The organism is Pseudescherichia sp. L3 (genome assembly GCF_024656065.1).
GTDB lineage: Bacteria > Pseudomonadota > Gammaproteobacteria > Enterobacterales > Enterobacteriaceae > Pseudescherichia.
In genome coordinates this window covers 1,356,219-1,371,627 of record NZ_JANKYC010000001.1, presented here as the reverse complement: position 1 = coordinate 1,371,627, position 15,409 = coordinate 1,356,219, and the positions used below count along the sequence as shown (strand labels likewise).

The following is a 15,409-nucleotide window of genomic DNA, read 5'->3' as shown; positions in this document are numbered from 1 at the left end:
GCCACGAGGCCCCCTTTTTTTATCGCTTATTTACTGTCAGGCAGCGCGTAGGCAATGATGTAATCCCCGCGATCCGGAGACTGACGTGCGCCCCCCGCGTTAATCACAATGTACTGCTTGCCGGTTTTCGGTGACACGTAGGTCATCGGGCCGGACTGGCTGCCAACCGGCAGACGCGCCTTCCAGATCTCGCTCCCCGTCGCGGTATCAAACGCGCGCAGATAGAAATCCTGCGTACCGGCAAAGAAGAGCAGGCCGGACTGGGTAGAGAGGGATGCGCCCAGGGTCGGCATACCGATCGGGATTGGCATATGCATGCGGATCCCCAGCGGGCCGGTATCCTGCACCGTACCAACCGGAACCTGCCACACTAGCTTGCCAGACTTCAGATCGACAGCGGACATAGTGCCAAACGGTGGTTTCTGGCACGGAATGCCCAGCGGAGAGAGGAAGCGTTCGCGCATTGCACCGTACGGCGTCCCCTCCATTGGCACAATCCCCATCTCAATGCCGCTGGCGTTTTTCGCTACGTTGGCACGCGGCACCATGTAGTTTGCCAGTCCCAGACGCATGTCGTTAACAAACATCAGGCCGTTATTAGGATCGACAGAAACACTGCCCCAGTTCATGCCGCCAAGCGAACCCGGGAACTGCAGGGAGCGGTCGAGGCCCGGCGGGGTGAAGACGCCTTCATGACGCATCGCTTTAAATTCGATACGGCAGATCAGCAGATCGATAGGGGTGGCACCCCACATATCCGATTCAGTCAGCGTCTGGTTGCCAATCATCGGCATCCCAACGGAGTAAGGCTGGGTCGGAGAGTAACGCTCGCCCTCGACGTTGCCAGCTGGAACCGGGCGCTCTTCCACCTTCGCCACCGGCTCGCCGGTTTCGCGGTTGAGCATGAAGATCATGCCCTGCTTGCTGGTCTGCACCAGCACCGGCGTCGTGCCGCCTTTGCCGTCAGGCAGATCGTAGAGCAGCGGCTGTGCAGGCAGGTCAAAGTCCCACAGATCGTGATGAGTGGTCTGGTAGTGCCAGCGCACCTGACCGGTGGTGGCGTCAACGGCGACAATGGATGAACTGTACTTGTCATCCAGCGCGGTACGCTCCCCGGCGAAGAAGTCTGGGGTGGCGTTGCCGGTCGGCAGGTAGACCAGGTTCAGTTTGGCATCGTAGGACATTGCCGACCAGACGTTAGGTGTCCCGCGAGTGTAGGTCTGACCTTCCGGCGGCAGGCCGGTGATTGCCGGGTTACCCGGATCCCACGCCCACGCCAGCTTGCCAGTGTGCACGTCATAAGCACGTACCACGCCTGGCGGTTCGCCCGTGGAGTAGTTATCGGCTACGCGTCCGCCAACTACCACCACGTTACCCGCCACCAGCGGGGTGGAGGTCTGCTGATAGTAGCCTGGCTTCACGTCACCCATACCGACGCTGAGATCGACCGTGCCGTTGCTGCCAAAGTCCGCGCACGGCTGGCCGTTATCGGCGTTGATCGCAATCAGGCGGGCATCGGTGGTCGGCAGGAACAGACGACGGGCACAGGCTGCGGGCTGTGCCGCGGGAACGGTTGCAGCCTGTGCATCTTCGTAATAGCCGAGGCCACGGCAGCGCTGCCAGTTTGGCGCGGTAGCTTTGCTGTCATAGCGCCACTTCTCTTTCCCGGAGTCGACGTCCAGCGCCAGCACCTTGCTGTACGGCGTACAGACGAACAGCGTGTCACCAATTTGCAAAGGCGTGTTCTGATCTTCCGCGCCGGAGCCGTTGCTCTGCGGGATATCGCCGGTGTGGGCTATCCACGCCACTTTCAGTTGGTTCACGTTCTGCTTGTTGATCTGATCCAGCGCGGCAAAGCGGTCGCCGTGGGTGGTATTCCCCCAGTGCTTCCAGTCCGTCTGCTGACTACCTTCTGCCACTGGCTTCACCGGCACGGCTTCATTGGCCGCGACCAGCGTCTGCGGTTTGAACATCCAACCCGCGCTAACCAGCAGCACCAGGGCAATCACGCCCGCAAGGCCAAAGGCCGGTTTTTTGTTGGCGGAGGCGGTCAGGAAAGGCCAGAGCAGGGCGGCGAGGAAGGCCAGCACGCCAAAGGTAAAGAGCCGTGAGAACAGCGGCCAGAACTCCCAGCCCGCGTCGCTGACGGCCCAGATCGCCGAGGCGATAAACGCCAGGGCATAGAGTACGATGCCGCTGGTGCGGTTTTTAACGATCAATAGTGCAGAGATCAGCATCGCGACGCCCATGATCAGGAAGTAGGCGCTACCTCCCAACGAGACGAGTTTGATACCGGGAATACCAATAGCCAGGCCGATAATTATCAGAAGCCCGGCCAGAAGCCACTTCAGGATCCGGCCGATCCCGTGCGGCGTGCTGCCAGTTGCCATGTCACTCTCCTAAAACCTTTTTGATTACGCGAGCGAACCAAAAAGGTAATTTAAAAAGGTCTTACCGTGTAAAATAGGGTTTTAAATCCACCATGCCGTAATTTTACGAACCATATGGTGAATTCCGCGACATGATAGATCTGTTAAATTGTTTTACGCAATTGTTAAAAAATAATTTGGCACATTTTGTGAGCGGCAAACAAAACGCCCGTCACAAAGACGGGCGTAAGGAGAGGGATATTAAGGATTAAGCGATACGCAAGGTGGACTGGGCCTGAGCTTTGGTCACGCGCACCGGAATCGATTTTGACGTCGGGGTGCCGGTACCGTCTCCAATGCGGGAGAGAGGAACCAGCGGGTTCGTCTCAGGGTAGTAGGCCGCCAGGTTACCACGCGGGATGGCGTAGGCTACCAGTTTGAAATCCTGCACCTGGCGCACAATGCCGTCATCCGTCTCGGTAGTGATATCCACCCGATCGCCATCCTGTAAGTCCAGCGCTGCGATATCATCCGCATGCATAAACAGCACCTCGCGCTGGCCGTAAACGCCACGGTAGCGGTCGTCCAGCCCGTAGATGGTGGTGTTGTACTGATCGTGGGAGCGCAGGGTTTGCAGAATAAACGGCGCATCCTCGCGCACGGAGACCGGCAGCGGCGCGGCGCTGAATTCGGCCTTGCCCGACGGCGTGTTAAATGTCAGCCCGGCGGCGGCGTTGCCCAGCCAGAAGCCGCCCGGTAGATCGCAGCGGGCGTTGAAGTCGGCGAAGCCGGGGAGGGTGGCGGCAATATGGTCGCGGATCAGACTGTAATCATCCGCCAGCGCCAGCCAGTTCACGGCGGCATCGCCAAGCGTGGCGTGGGCGATATTGGCGATAATCGCCGTCTCTGAACGCTGGGTTGTCGCCAGCGGTTTGCCGATCCCTTCAGAAGCGTGAACCATGCTGAAGGAGTCCTCCACAGTGATGAACTGTCGGCCGCTGGCCTGGATATCTTCCTCCGTGCGGCCCAACGTCGGCAGGATCAGCGAGGCCTTACCGGGCATCAGGTGGCTGCGGTTGAGCTTGGTGCTGATATAGACCGTCAGCCCGCAGCGGCGCAGGGCGTCGCAGGTGCGCGGCGTATCCGGCGCGGCGGCGGCGAGGTTGCCCCCGAGGGCGATCAGCACCTTAACCTCATCCCGCAGCATGGCGTTGATTGCATCCACGGTGTGGTGCCCAGGCCTGCGCGGTGGTTCAAAGTTAAAGTGACGGGCGAGGCTGTCCAGCAGCACGGCAGGGGGCTTCTCATCAATGCCCACCGTGCGGTTGCCCTGCACGTTACTGTGGCCGCGAACCGGGCAAAGGCCCGCGCCGGGTTTACCGAGATGGCCGCCGAGCAGCTGCAGGTTGGTGATCTCCCTTACGGTGTCGAGAGAGTGTTTGTGCTGGGTAATGCCCATCGCCCAGGTACAGATCACCCGTTCGGCGCGCTGCCAGATGCCTGCCGCCTCGCGAAGCTGCTGCTCCGTCAGGCCGGACTGCTCCACCAGCGTTGCCCAGGAGGTGGCATCAATTTGCGCAAACCATGCCTCGATGCCCTGGGTGTAACGGGTGATAAATGTCTCATCAAAGATGCCGGGCTGGCCGTCGGCCTGCCGCTGGCGTTGGGTCTCCAGCAGCGCCTTGGCCATGCCGCGCACCGCCGCCATATCGCCGCCAAGGTTAGGCTGATAATAGGAGGAGCTGATGGTGCCTGCCTTCGGGGTGATCACCTCCAGCGGCTTCTGCGGATCGGCGAATCGCTCCAGCCCGCGCTCGCGCAGGGTATTAAAGGTGACGATGCTGGCTCCGCGATCGGCGGCGTGGCGCAGGCTGTGCAGCATACGCGGATGGTTGGTGCCCGGGTTCTGGCCAAAGACAAAGATCGCGTCGGCCTGGTCAAAATCCTTCAGGTGTACCGTGCCTTTCCCGACGCCGATGCTGCGCTTCAGCCCGGCACCGCTCGCCTCATGACACATGTTGGAGCAGTCGGGGAAATTATTGGTCCCGACCATGCGACCAAACAGCTGATAAATATAGGCCGCTTCGTTGCTGGCGCGCCCGGAGGTGTACAGCTCCATCTGATCCGGGTGATCCATCGCCTGGATATGTTGCGCAATCAGCGCCCAGACGGCGTCCCAGCTAATAGGCTCATAGCGGTCGGTGGTAGGGTTATAGCTCAGCGGCTCGGTGAGACGTCCCTGATACTCAAGAAAGTAGTCAGACTGCTGGTTAAGTGCGCTCACGGTGTGGCGGGCGAAGAAGTCGGCGTCAACCTGGCGACGGGTGGCCTCCCAGGTCACGGCCTTAGCGCCGTTTTCACAGAAGCTGAAGGTGCTTTTATTGTCGTCGCCCCAGGCGCAGCCGGGGCAGTCAAAGCCGCGAGCCTTGTTCATGCGCAACAGATTGCGCATATTCTTGAGGGCGTTTTTGCTGTCGATGACGAAGCGGGTCGTTGCTTCCAGAGAGCCAAGCCCGCCGGCAGCGGCGTGGTATGGCTTAATAGCAGATTTGAATTTCATGAATACTTCCAGACGGCGGGTTGCTGGGCCCATAATCAATAACGCGGTTTTATCACACAATTAACGTTATGTTTACCCTTTGCGCAACAATATGCGCAACAATTTGTGTAACAACAGCCGCTGGAAGAGCGCTAAAGCGCACGCTGTGTTAAACCGGCATCGATTTTCGGATCGCGCTAAGCAGCGTTTGCGCCGCCGCCGAAAGCGGGGCGTCGATACGGGTAATAATGCCAATCGGCTCGCCCGCGCCCTGAGCCGGGATCGGCAGCGCCGTCAGCGCCCCCTGTTTGAGATCGTCCTTTACCGCGCCGGAAGGCACAAACCAGACGTAGTTATACTCAACGGTAAGCTGGCGGGAGAGCGAGGCCGACAGCGTTTCGATGCAGCCGGAGGGCAGGGTGCACCCCTGGGCCGCCAGCAGCGCCTCGGTATGCTGGCGCGGGGCGGTGCCCTGCGGGGCAACCACTACCGGCCACTCCATCACCCGGCTGAGCGTCACCGTATCTTTTAATAGAGGGTGATGGGGATGCACTACCAGCTTCAGGGATTCTAAAAACAGCAGCTCGTAGTTCAGGCCGCTCATCATCTCTGGATCTGACATGCGGCCAATACCGATATCCAGCTCGCCGGTTTTCAGACCGGCCAGCAGCATCGGGTTATTCATCGTGGCAACCTGAAGCGTGATGTGCGGCAGGTGGCGATGAAATTCGCCAATCGCCGGCGGCATAATGCCCAGCGCGGCGGTAGGTAGCGCGCCAACGCGCACCACGTCATGGTTCACGCCCTCTTTGTGGTACAGCGCCTGTCCGGCGGTATTCAGCGCGTCCAGCACCCGTACCGCATGGGTCAGGAACTGTTCGCCGACCACGGTGAGGTGCGCCCCCATCCGGCCACGATCGAAGAGCCGCGTGCCGGTTAGTTGCTCCAGCTCGTTAAGGGTTTTCGATAGCGCAGGCTGACTCAGGTTGAGCGTTTCTGCCGCGCGCCCCAGCGTTCCCTGTTGAGCGACGGCGACAAAGGTATGTAAGTGGCGCAAGCGGATGCGCTGACTGAAGAGACCATTTTTTTCCATAACCAATGTTAAAAACAGAGCGCAACCGCTGACAAGAAAAGTTATCTAAATTTGATAACCTGCTAGCAAAATATTATTAACATTTAACCGCTTTGCTCAACGGCCAGGCGTTTGCCCAGCGTGGTGGTATAATTTTTTGTTATGTAACTTACGCTTACACTTTTTGCCCCGATCACACTTTGTAATTTTTTCCCGCGCCGGATGAGGACCTTCTCTACACTCCAGGTAGATAAAGGGGAGAAATGAGATTATGGCGTATACAATCACGGCTGATGAGATCCGGGAAGCATTTTCACAGGCCATGTCGGCCATGTACCAGCAGGAAGTTCCCCAGTACGGCACGCTGCTGGAGCTGGTCGCCGATGTCAATCTGGCGGTACTTGAGAACAACCCTAAGCTGCATGAGCAGCTCGCCAATGCCGATGAGCTGGCGCGTCTCAACGTCGAGCGCCACGGGGCCATTCGCGTCGGTACGCCGCTGGAGCTCTCTACGCTGCGACGACTCTTTGCGGTCATGGGGATGCAGCCGGTAGGCTACTACGATCTCTCCGAGGCAGGGGTGCCGGTGCACTCCACCGCGTTTCGCCCGGTTGATGACGAGGCGCTGTGCCGCAATCCGTTTCGCGTCTTTACCTCGCTCCTGCGGCCCGAGCTGATTGAGAGCGAGTCGCTGCGCCAGCGCGCGAAAGCGATTCTGGCTAAGCGTTCGATTTTCACCCCGCGCTGTCTGGAGCTGCTGGATTGCTTTGAGCAGCAGGGGGGATTCACGGCGGCTCAGGCCAGCGAGTTTGTTCAGCAGGCGCTGGAGACCTTTCGCTGGCATCAGCATGCCACCGTTGACTACGACACCTATCACGCGCTGCACAGCGAGCACCGGCTGATTGCTGACGTTGTCTGCTTTCCCGGCTGCCACATTAACCATTTGACTCCGCGCACGCTGGATATCGATCGGGTCCAGGCCCTGATGCCGGAGTACGGTATTGAACCGAAAGTGCTTATCGAAGGGCCGCCCCGGCGTGAGGTGCCGCTCCTGCTGCGGCAAACCAGCTTCAAGGCGCTGGAGGAGCCGGTGCTGTTTGCCGGCGAGCATCGGGGAACCCACAGCGCGCGCTTCGGTGAGATCGAGCAGCGTGGCGCGGCCCTGACGCCAAAAGGACGGGCGCTCTACGACAGGCTGCTGGCCGAGGCGGGCACCGGAAAAGATAACCTGATCCACCAGCATCACCTGCAGGAGAAGTTCAAAGCCTTTCCCGACAGTGAGCTGATGCTACGCCGTCAGGGGCTGGCCTACTTCCGCTACCGCCTGACGCCCACCGGAGAGGGCCATCGTCACGCCTTTGGTCCAGGAGACGATCCACAGCCGCTGATCGAGCGCGGCTGGGTAGTAGCGCAGCCCATCACCTACGAAGATTTTCTGCCGGTCAGCGCGGCAGGGATTTTCCAGTCCAATCTTGGCAATGAAACTCAGCAGCGTCAGCATGGTAATGCCAGCCGTGAGGCGTTTGAGCAGGCGCTGGGCTGTTCGGTACTGGATGAGTTTGCGCTTTACCAGGCAGCGGAGGTGCGCAGCCTGCGGCGTTGTGGACTAGTGTAAAACTCTCATTGGATTCTGCGACAAAGTTGTCTAGAGTGGGCGTGCTTTTATTGCCGCTGTTTCGCTTGCGGGCGGAGCGCTTTCACACGACCAAAAGGACGTTTTCTCAGGCATGAACCGCAGACGTTTTTTAAAATCTTCTATGATACTGGCCGCTGCGAGCGGGACATCAGGACTCGCCTCGCTCTTTTCCCGCGCTGCCTTTGCAGCGGAACCCGGCATTGCCGATGGTCAAAGCCATCGTTTTGATTTTTCCAGCCTGCAGGCGACGGCGCACGATCTGGCCCAAACGCCGTGGGGAGGCGCGCCGCGTGCGCTGCCCGAGACGCTCGCCACCCTGACGCCGCAGGCTTACAACAGCATTCAGTACGATGCAAAGCAGTCGCTATGGAACAACGTAGAGGGCCGCCAGCTTGACGTGCAGTTCTTCCACGTGGGGATGGGCTTCCGCCGCCGGGTGCGCATGTTCTCGTTGGATCCCTCCAGCCAACAGGCCCGTGAGATCCACTTCCGGCCGGAGTTGTTTAACTACCACGACGCAGGCGTTGATACCAAACAGCTCGAGGGGCAGAGCGATCTCGGCTTCGCCGGTTTCCGCGTGTTTAAGGCCCCGGAGCTGGCCCGTCGGGATATCGTCTCCTTCCTTGGGGCAAGCTACTTCCGCGCGGTTGACAGTACCTACCAGTACGGCCTCTCCGCCCGCGGCGTGGCGATCGACACCTTTACCGATACCCCCGAAGAGTTTCCGGACTTCACCTCGTTCTGGTTCGAAACGGCGAAACCCACGGACACCACCTTTACCGTCTATGCCCTGCTGGACAGCCCGAGCCTGACCGGCGCGTATAAATTCGTGATCCACTGCGAGCAAAACCAGGTGATCATGGAGGTGGATAACCATCTCTACGCCCGCAAGAACATCAAACAGCTGGGGATCTCACCGATGACCAGCATGTTCAGCTGCGGCAACAACGAGCGGCGCATGTGCGACACCATTCACCCGCAGATCCACGACTCTGACCGTCTGGCGATGTGGCGGGGTAATGGGGAGTGGATTTGCCGCCCGCTCAATAACCCGCAGAAGTTACAATTTAACGCCTTCGACGATAACAACCCGAAAGGCTTTGGGCTGCTGCAGTTGGATCGCGACTTCTCCCACTATCAGGACGTGATGGGCTGGTACAACAAGCGCCCAAGCCTGTGGGTCGAGCCGCGCAATAGCTGGGGCAAGGGGAGCGTTAACCTGATGGAGATCCCCACGACCGGTGAGACGCTGGATAACATCGTCTGCTTCTGGCAGCCGGAAAAACCGGTCAAAGCCGGGGACAGTCTCGCCTTCCAGTACCGCCTCTACTGGAGCGCGCAGCCGCCGGTGCATACGCCGCTGGCCCGCGTGCTGGCGACCCGCACCGGCATGGGCGGCTTCCCGGAAGGATGGGCACCTGGCGAGCACTATCCGCAGGTGTGGGCCCGCCGTTTCGCCATCGACTTTGCCGGAGGCAACATCAAAGAGGCCGCCCCGAGGGGCATTGAGCCCGTGATCACCCTCTCTAACGGTGAGGCGAAGCAGGTGGAAATCCTCTACGTGGAGCCGTTTGACGGCTATCGCATCCAGTTCGACTGGTATCCCACTAACGACGCCACCGATCCGGTGGAGATGCGCATGTTCCTGCGCTGCCAGGGCGAGGCGGTCAGCGAAACCTGGCTCTATCAATACTTCCCGCCAGCCCCGGACAAGCGGACCTACGTTGATGACCGCGTGATGCGCTAGGTTAAGGAGAGAAGATGCAGACCAGTACGGATGAGCTGATCCCCGTTAGTGACACCCTGAATCTGTGCGCCATTGATGAGCGTTTCGTCAGCGAGCTGTATCAGCTGGTGGTGAAGAACCGGGCGTGGCTCCAGCAGTCGCTAAACTGGCCGCAGTATGTTGCCAGCGAAGAGGACTCACTGAAAAACGCCCAGAGTAACATCATGCTGCACCAGCGTGGGTATGCCAAAATGTTCCTGATTGTGCAGCAGGAGACCCTCGTCGGCGTGCTGTCGTTTAACGCCATCGAGCCGCTGAACAAAACCGCTTATATTGGTTACTGGCTGGATGAAGGGCATCAGGGGCAGGGCATTCTCTCCCAATCGCTGGAGGCGTTTATTCAGCACTATGCCCAGAGCGGCGAGATCCGGCGCTTTGTGATCAAGTGCCGGGTGGATAACGCTGCCAGCAATCGGGTAGCCCAGCGCGCGGGTTTCGTGCTGGAGGGCTGCCTGAAAGAGGCCGAGTTCCTCAACGGCCGCTATGACGATCAAAACCTCTACGCGCGGATTATCGACGCCTAGAGTGCCCCCAGCAGCGGCGTGCGGGTAATACGCTCCGCGCCGCTCATCACCTTCGGACCGCGCAGGTGAATAGACTCTTCCTCCAGGGCGGTCACCGCCGCATCGCCGCTAATCTCAATATGTCCCTCGATCAGTAGATTGCCCCTGAGCTGCGCCCGGCCTTGAACGAGAACATAGTCGTCCAGCACCAGCGGTCCGCCGCTGAGCCGCGCTTCACCCCCGACGCGCACGTGGTGCTTCAGCACGCAGTTGCCCTCTACCACCGCATTCTCTGCTACCTGAGCGCTGTAGCGTAGGGTGGGAATGGCATCTTCCCCGCGTCCGGCGACCAGACGGGCGCGATCGTATACCCTGGCGCAGTCGCAGACCCAGACGTCGTTCTCCTCATTGCCATCCAGCAGGGCGAAGTCGAAGACCTCTGCGCGATGCTCAACGAAGGCGTAATTGACGATGGCGTCGCCGTAAATCTGCGCCTGGTGCAGGATGCGGGAGTGGTTCACCGTGGCCCGGTCGTAGATGCGCAGGGTGGCGTCGTGATCGAGGGTGAGACCACGGGCGGCAATAATCTCGCTGCCGTTGAGGATCCGTGCATCGTCGCCGAGCAGACACTCGCCGCTCACCCGCGACCGCTGCACCAGCACGTTGCCGCTCAGACGCGCCCCTCGACAGATTTCCGACCCATCAACCCAGGCATGGCCGCTAATCTCTACCCCGTCGTAAATGGTGCAGGACTGGCTAATGCGGGCGCAGTCGCGTATCCGGCTGCCGCCGAACACCATGCTGTTCTCATCGTAGATCCAGCAGCTGTCCTGCTGGCTTAGCACCTGCTCATCCTCTACCCAGCCGCCCAGCGTGCCGGCCTGGACATCATGAAAATCCCGCAGGGCGACGATCTGGTGCAGGATAACGTGCCGCTTTTCACCGTTATCCTGATAGCTAAATGAGCGGCTGGCATCGCTCAGGCGATACTTATTCATTGTTGGTTTTCCACTGATGGCCTTAGATAAACGTAGCAAACTTTGCCGCTCTGGCTATTGCAAAGGAATTTCAATAAAATGCATTTAAAATATCATTTTAAATTTCCCGCCACGTAAGGATGGATCATGGCCCAGGTTGATGAGAATTACTTCACTGAAAAATATGGTTTAACCCGCACCCATTCTGAGGTGCTGGCTGCGGCGGGGCGGGTTCCACCGGGCAAAACGCTCGATCTCGGCTGCGGCAATGGTCGTAACAGCCTCTACCTTGCCGCTAACGGTTACAGTGTCACGGCATGGGACAAGAATCCCATGAGCATCGCCAATATCGAACGTATTAAGGCAGCTGAGGGACTAACTAATCTTGAGATCGCCACCGTCGACCTCAACGCGATGAGCTTTGAGGGAGAGTATGACTTTATTCTCTCCACCGTGGTGATGATGTTCCTTGAGCCGCAAACCATCCCTGGCCTGATTGCCAATATGCAACGCACTACCGTACCGGGGGGCTATAACCTGATTGTCGCCGCGATGGACACGGACGATTTTCCCTGCACGGTCGGCTTCCAGTTTGCCTTTAAAACCGGAGAGCTGGCGGAGTACTACACCGGCTGGGAAGTCGTAAAATACAATGAAGACGTCGGTGAGCTACACCGCACCGACGCCAATGGCAACCGCATCAAGCTGCGCTTCGCCACGCTGCTGGCCCGTAAACCCGCTTAGCGGGCCGCCAGCAGACAGAGCTGAAGCGCGACGTTGTAGGACGCCTCGAAGGATTTCAGCGGCAGGAACTCAAAGCGCGAGTGGAAGTTGTGCGCACCGGTGAAGAAGTTCGGGGTCAGCAGCCCCTTCGCCGAGAGCGCTGCGCCGTCGGTTCCGCCGCGCATCGGGGTTGGCTTCGGCGTAATGCCCAGGCTCTCCATTGCCTCAAACATCAGATCGATGGCGCGGCGATCCTCGCCCACGGCGTTGCTGATGTTGCTGTAGACGTCCTCGATCTCATACTCCACCTTCGCGGTGGGGTGCTGCGCGGCAATACGCTGCGCCACCTCGCCAATCTGCCGCTTGCGCTCCTCAAAGCGTTCTTTATCGAAATCGCGGATGCTGGCGCTGAGAACGGCGTGGCCCTGTACTGCTTCCATACCGTTGAACCAGGTATAGCCCTCGCGGCCTGCGGTATGCTCCGGCGTCTGCTGGCGATCGAAATGGCTGATGTAGTCCGTGGCCATCAGCAGGGGGTTGACCAGTACGCCCTTAGCTGACATGGGGTGCGCCGTGACGCCGGTAAAGCGGATCTTCGCCTGGGCGGCGTTAAAGTTCTCGTAAACAATCTCCCCCAGCTCGCAGCAGTCGATGGTCCAGGCAAACTCGACGTCGAAACGCTTAAGATCCAGCGCCTTGGCCCCGCGCAGGCCTACCTCCTCATCGGGCACAAAGGCCACCACGATATCGCCATGCTGATGCTCTGCGGTCAGATTCTCCAGCAGGGTCATGACTACCGTTACCGCCGCCTTGTTATCCGCGCCCAGCACGCTGGTGCCGTCGCTAAAGATAATCTCTTCCCCTGGGTAGGCTAGAATTTCCGGGTGCTCGGCGGTGCGCAGCCAGATATCCTGCTGGGCATTCAGACAGAGATCTGTGCCGGTAAACTGCAGGATCTGTGGATGAATATCCGGCGACAGTCCGACGTCTACGGTATCGATATGGGTAATAAAACCGATGCGCGGCGCGCCTGCCACATTGCCCTTTTTAACCGCCGTCACGGTGGCGTAGTCGTCGATCACAATCTCTTCTAATCCCAGCGTTTTTAGCTCGTCGGCCAGCACGCGGGCCATCTCATACTGGCCCGCTGTGGTAGGCAGGGTGGTAGCAGACGCATCGCTCTGGCTGGTGATAGCAAGGTAGCTAAAAAAGCGTTGGGTTAATTGTCTGGCGAGTGGCGATGACATAGTGGATCCTTCTTTATTTGTTTTATCAGGTGCTTACGGTGTGACTTTAATGTTATGTATTAACGGGCAAACAACAAGCACTTATTGATAGCACGCTAAGATAGCCGGATAAACGACAGGATAAAGATGATAAGCAAACCCACAACACTTGCACTGGCGTTGGCCGCGCTCACGGTCAGTTCTACCGTGGCAGCGAAGACGCTGGTTTACTGTTCGGAAGGATCGCCTGAAAACTTTAACCCTCAACTTTACACCTCGGGAACCAGCGTCGATGCCAGCGCCGTGCCGGTCTACAACCGGCTGGTTGAGTTTAAGGTCGGTACCACGGAGTTAGAGCCTGGCCTCGCCGAACGCTGGGACGTCAGCGAAGATGGTAAAACCTACACCTTCCATCTGCGCAAAGGAGTGAAGTTCCAGAGCAATAAATACTTTACCCCGACGCGAGACTTCAACGCCGACGACGTGATCTTCTCGTTCATGCGGCAGAAGGATCCGAATCATCCCTATCACAACGTCTCTAACGGTAACTACTCCAACTTTGAGAGCCTGGAGTTTGGCAAGCTGATTACCAGCATCGATAAAGTCGACGACCATACCGTGCGCTTTACGCTTGCGCATCCGGAAGCACCGTTCGTGGCGGATCTGGCGTGGTATTTTGCCTCGATCCTGTCGGCCGAGTATGCCGACGCCATGCTGAAGGCGGGCACGCCGACCCGCGTCGATATGGACCCTATCGGCACCGGCCCGTTCAGGCTGGCACAGTATCAGAAGGACTCCCGCATCCTGTTTACCGCTTTCCCCGAGTACTGGCAGGGCAAGGCCAAACTTGACCGGCTGGTGTTCAGCATCACCCCTGACGCCTCGGTGCGCTACGCCAAGCTGGAGAAGAACGAGTGTCAGGTGATGGCCTTCCCGAACCCGGCGGATCTGCCGCGAATGCGCGAAAACCCCAATATCAACCTGATGAGCAAGGCCGGGTTAAATACGGGCTTCCTCGCCCTCAACACGCAGAAAGCGCCACTGGATAACGTCAAGGTACGCCAGGCGCTGGCGATGGCGATCAACAAGCCGGCGATTATCGATGCGGTGTTCCAGGGCACCGGCACGGCGGCGAAAAACCTGCTGCCGCCGGGGGTCTGGAGCGCCGACAGCGACCTTAAGGATTACGACTATAACCCGGAGCAGGCCAAAGCCCTGCTGGCCGAGGCGGGCTTTAGCAAGGGCTTAAGCATTGACCTGTGGGCGATGCCGGTTCAGCGTCCCTACAACCCGAACGCCAAGCGTATGGCGGAGATGATCCAGGCCGACTGGGCGAAGATTGGCGTGCAGGCGAAAATCGTCACCTTTGAGTGGGGCGAGTACCTCAAGCGCGTGAAGGGTGGTGAGCACCAGGCGGCGCTGATGGGCTGGACCACGGCCACTGGCGATCCGGATAACTTCTTCGGCCCGCTGTTTACCTGCCAGTCGGCGGACGGCGGATCCAACTCGGCGAAGTGGTGCTATCAGCCATTTGATAAGCTTATTGCCGAAGCGAAAGGCATCACCGATCGGTCTCAGCGTACTGCTCTCTACAAGCAGGCCCAGCAGATGATGCATGACCAGATGCCCGCCGTGATGATTGCCCACTCGACGATTTTCGAACCGGTGCGCAAAGAGGTGCAGGGGTATGAGATCGATCCCTTTGGCAAACACATTTTTTATCAGGTCGATTTAAAAAAATAATCAACCCATGCCTGCGGTCATGCGCAGGCATGATTTTTGGTAAAAGGGTGAGCCAGCGCTCTTTTAGTCACAACGACCCTAATCAAGTTTTGCTATAACTCCGTATGCATCGTCATAATTCCAGGAATAAATACATGCGTACTCACTCATTGATTCAGGTCGCAGTACTGTCGGGGCTGCTGGCTCTGACAGGGTGCTCGTCGAAAGTTACACAGCCCGAAAAGTATTCCGGTTTCTTAAAAGATTATTCAAATCTGAAAGAGGCGACCTCCGCCTCGGGGAAACCGGTCCTGCGCTGGGTTGATCCGTCGTTTGATGACAGCAAATACGATAGCATCGTCTACAACCCCATTACCTACTATCCGCAACCTAAACCCACCACGCAGATTGGTCAGGATACCCTCAACGGCCTGCTGACCTACACCAATACCAAGCTGAAAGCTGCCGCTGCCCAACGCAAGCCGCTGGTGGCTAAGCCCGGTCCGCGCAGCCTGATTTTCCGTGGCGCGATCACCGGCGTCGACTCCAGTAAAGAGGGGTTGCAGTTCTATGAGGTGATCCCAATTGCGATGGTGGTAGCAGGCACCCAGGCCGCCACCGGTCACCGTACCATGGATACCGCGCTCTATTTTGAGGGCGAGCTGATTGACGCCGCTACCAACAAACCGGTGATCAAAGTGGTGCGTAAAGGCGAGGGTAAAGATCTCAATAACCAGAATACACCGCTTACCGTCGATACCCTCAAGCAGGTGGTGGACGATCTGGCCAGCGATGCGGCGCTGTTCCAGGTTAAAAAACCGTAGTCAGCGAAGCGCCATCCCGGTGATGGCGCTTC

At 58.7% G+C, this 15,409-nt stretch carries 11 protein-coding genes; 6 read left to right on the top strand and 5 right to left on the bottom strand.

The window, feature by feature from the left end:
* Window positions 1–26: 26 nt before the first annotated feature.
* The 3 genes from NR795_RS06635 to NR795_RS06625 form a co-directional block, all read right to left on the bottom strand.
* The gene (locus NR795_RS06635) at window positions 27–2,390 is read right to left on the bottom strand and encodes a glucose/quinate/shikimate family membrane-bound PQQ-dependent dehydrogenase (protein WP_257757644.1); all 2,364 of its coding nucleotides are present in this window, start codon (window positions 2,388–2,390) and stop codon (window positions 27–29) included.
* 247 nt (window positions 2,391–2,637) lie between these two features.
* Window positions 2,638–4,929 carry an FdhF/YdeP family oxidoreductase gene (locus NR795_RS06630; RefSeq protein WP_257757643.1) on the bottom strand — a complete coding sequence of 764 codons (2,292 nt, stop codon included), beginning with the start codon at window positions 4,927–4,929 and terminating at the stop codon, window positions 2,638–2,640.
* A 148-nt stretch (window positions 4,930–5,077) separates the two neighbouring features.
* Complete coding sequence (locus tag NR795_RS06625; RefSeq protein WP_257757642.1) at window positions 5,078–6,001, bottom strand: LysR substrate-binding domain-containing protein; 924 nt, start codon at window positions 5,999–6,001, stop codon at window positions 5,078–5,080.
* A gap of 250 nt (window positions 6,002–6,251) precedes the next feature.
* Between NR795_RS06625 and NR795_RS06620 the strand changes: the two genes are divergently transcribed.
* From NR795_RS06620 to rimL, 3 genes are all read left to right on the top strand, one after another.
* The gene (locus tag NR795_RS06620; RefSeq protein WP_257757641.1) at window positions 6,252–7,595 is read left to right on the top strand and encodes a VOC family protein; all 1,344 of its coding nucleotides are present in this window, start codon (window positions 6,252–6,254) and stop codon (window positions 7,593–7,595) included.
* A gap of 112 nt (window positions 7,596–7,707) precedes the next feature.
* Window positions 7,708–9,363 (top strand): glucan biosynthesis protein D, encoded by a 1,656-nt coding sequence (locus NR795_RS06615; protein ID WP_257757640.1) that lies wholly within the window; start codon window positions 7,708–7,710, stop codon window positions 9,361–9,363.
* Between the two features lie 14 nt (window positions 9,364–9,377).
* Entirely contained in the window at window positions 9,378–9,926 is a 549-nt protein-coding gene (gene rimL, locus NR795_RS06610; RefSeq protein ID WP_257757639.1) for a 50S ribosomal protein L7/L12-serine acetyltransferase, read from the top strand.
* Here the strand turns inward: rimL and ydcK are convergent.
* Complete coding sequence (gene ydcK, locus NR795_RS06605) at window positions 9,923–10,903, bottom strand: YdcK family protein (RefSeq protein ID WP_257757638.1); 981 nt, start codon at window positions 10,901–10,903, stop codon at window positions 9,923–9,925. The two genes, rimL and ydcK, sit on opposite strands and share 4 nt — an antisense overlap.
* Before the next feature lie 126 nt (window positions 10,904–11,029).
* On the opposite strand from ydcK, the gene tehB reads away from it, so the two are divergent.
* The gene (gene tehB, locus NR795_RS06600; RefSeq protein ID WP_257757637.1) at window positions 11,030–11,626 is read left to right on the top strand and encodes a tellurite resistance methyltransferase TehB; all 597 of its coding nucleotides are present in this window, start codon (window positions 11,030–11,032) and stop codon (window positions 11,624–11,626) included.
* On the opposite strand, the gene pepT is transcribed toward tehB, so the two are convergent.
* Complete coding sequence (gene pepT, locus NR795_RS06595) at window positions 11,623–12,852, bottom strand: peptidase T (protein ID WP_144815531.1); 1,230 nt, start codon at window positions 12,850–12,852, stop codon at window positions 11,623–11,625. The two genes, tehB and pepT, sit on opposite strands and share 4 nt — an antisense overlap.
* A gap of 126 nt (window positions 12,853–12,978) precedes the next feature.
* On the opposite strand from pepT, the gene NR795_RS06590 reads away from it, so the two are divergent.
* On the top strand, window positions 12,979–14,574 hold the full coding sequence (locus NR795_RS06590) for an ABC transporter substrate-binding protein (RefSeq protein WP_144815535.1): 1,596 nt from the start codon (window positions 12,979–12,981) through the stop codon (window positions 14,572–14,574).
* Window positions 14,575–14,708: 134 nt separating this feature from the next.
* Complete coding sequence (locus NR795_RS06585; protein ID WP_144815539.1) at window positions 14,709–15,377, top strand: DUF3313 domain-containing protein; 669 nt, start codon at window positions 14,709–14,711, stop codon at window positions 15,375–15,377.
* The last annotated feature ends 32 nt before the right edge of the window (window positions 15,378–15,409 follow it).

Bases quoted from the DNA above. Each gene is read 5' to 3' on its own strand.
- NR795_RS06590 (WP_144815535.1), top strand. From the start codon at position 12,979: ATGATAAGCAAACCCACAACACTTGCACTGGCGTTGGCCGCGCTCACG.
- tehB (WP_257757637.1), top strand. From the start codon at position 11,030: ATGGCCCAGGTTGATGAGAATTACTTCACTGAAAAATATGGTTTAACC.
- rimL (WP_257757639.1), top strand. From the start codon at position 9,378: ATGCAGACCAGTACGGATGAGCTGATCCCCGTTAGTGACACCCTGAAT.
- NR795_RS06615 (WP_257757640.1), top strand. From the start codon at position 7,708: ATGAACCGCAGACGTTTTTTAAAATCTTCTATGATACTGGCCGCTGCG.
- NR795_RS06625 (WP_257757642.1), bottom strand. From the start codon at position 6,001: ATGGAAAAAAATGGTCTCTTCAGTCAGCGCATCCGCTTGCGCCACTTA.
- NR795_RS06630 (WP_257757643.1), bottom strand. From the start codon at position 4,929: ATGAAATTCAAATCTGCTATTAAGCCATACCACGCCGCTGCCGGCGGG.
- NR795_RS06635 (WP_257757644.1), bottom strand. From the start codon at position 2,390: ATGGCAACTGGCAGCACGCCGCACGGGATCGGCCGGATCCTGAAGTGG.
- ydcK (WP_257757638.1), bottom strand. From the start codon at position 10,903: ATGAATAAGTATCGCCTGAGCGATGCCAGCCGCTCATTTAGCTATCAG.
- pepT (WP_144815531.1), bottom strand. From the start codon at position 12,852: ATGTCATCGCCACTCGCCAGACAATTAACCCAACGCTTTTTTAGCTAC.
- NR795_RS06585 (WP_144815539.1), top strand. From the start codon at position 14,709: ATGCGTACTCACTCATTGATTCAGGTCGCAGTACTGTCGGGGCTGCTG.
- NR795_RS06620 (WP_257757641.1), top strand. From the start codon at position 6,252: ATGGCGTATACAATCACGGCTGATGAGATCCGGGAAGCATTTTCACAG.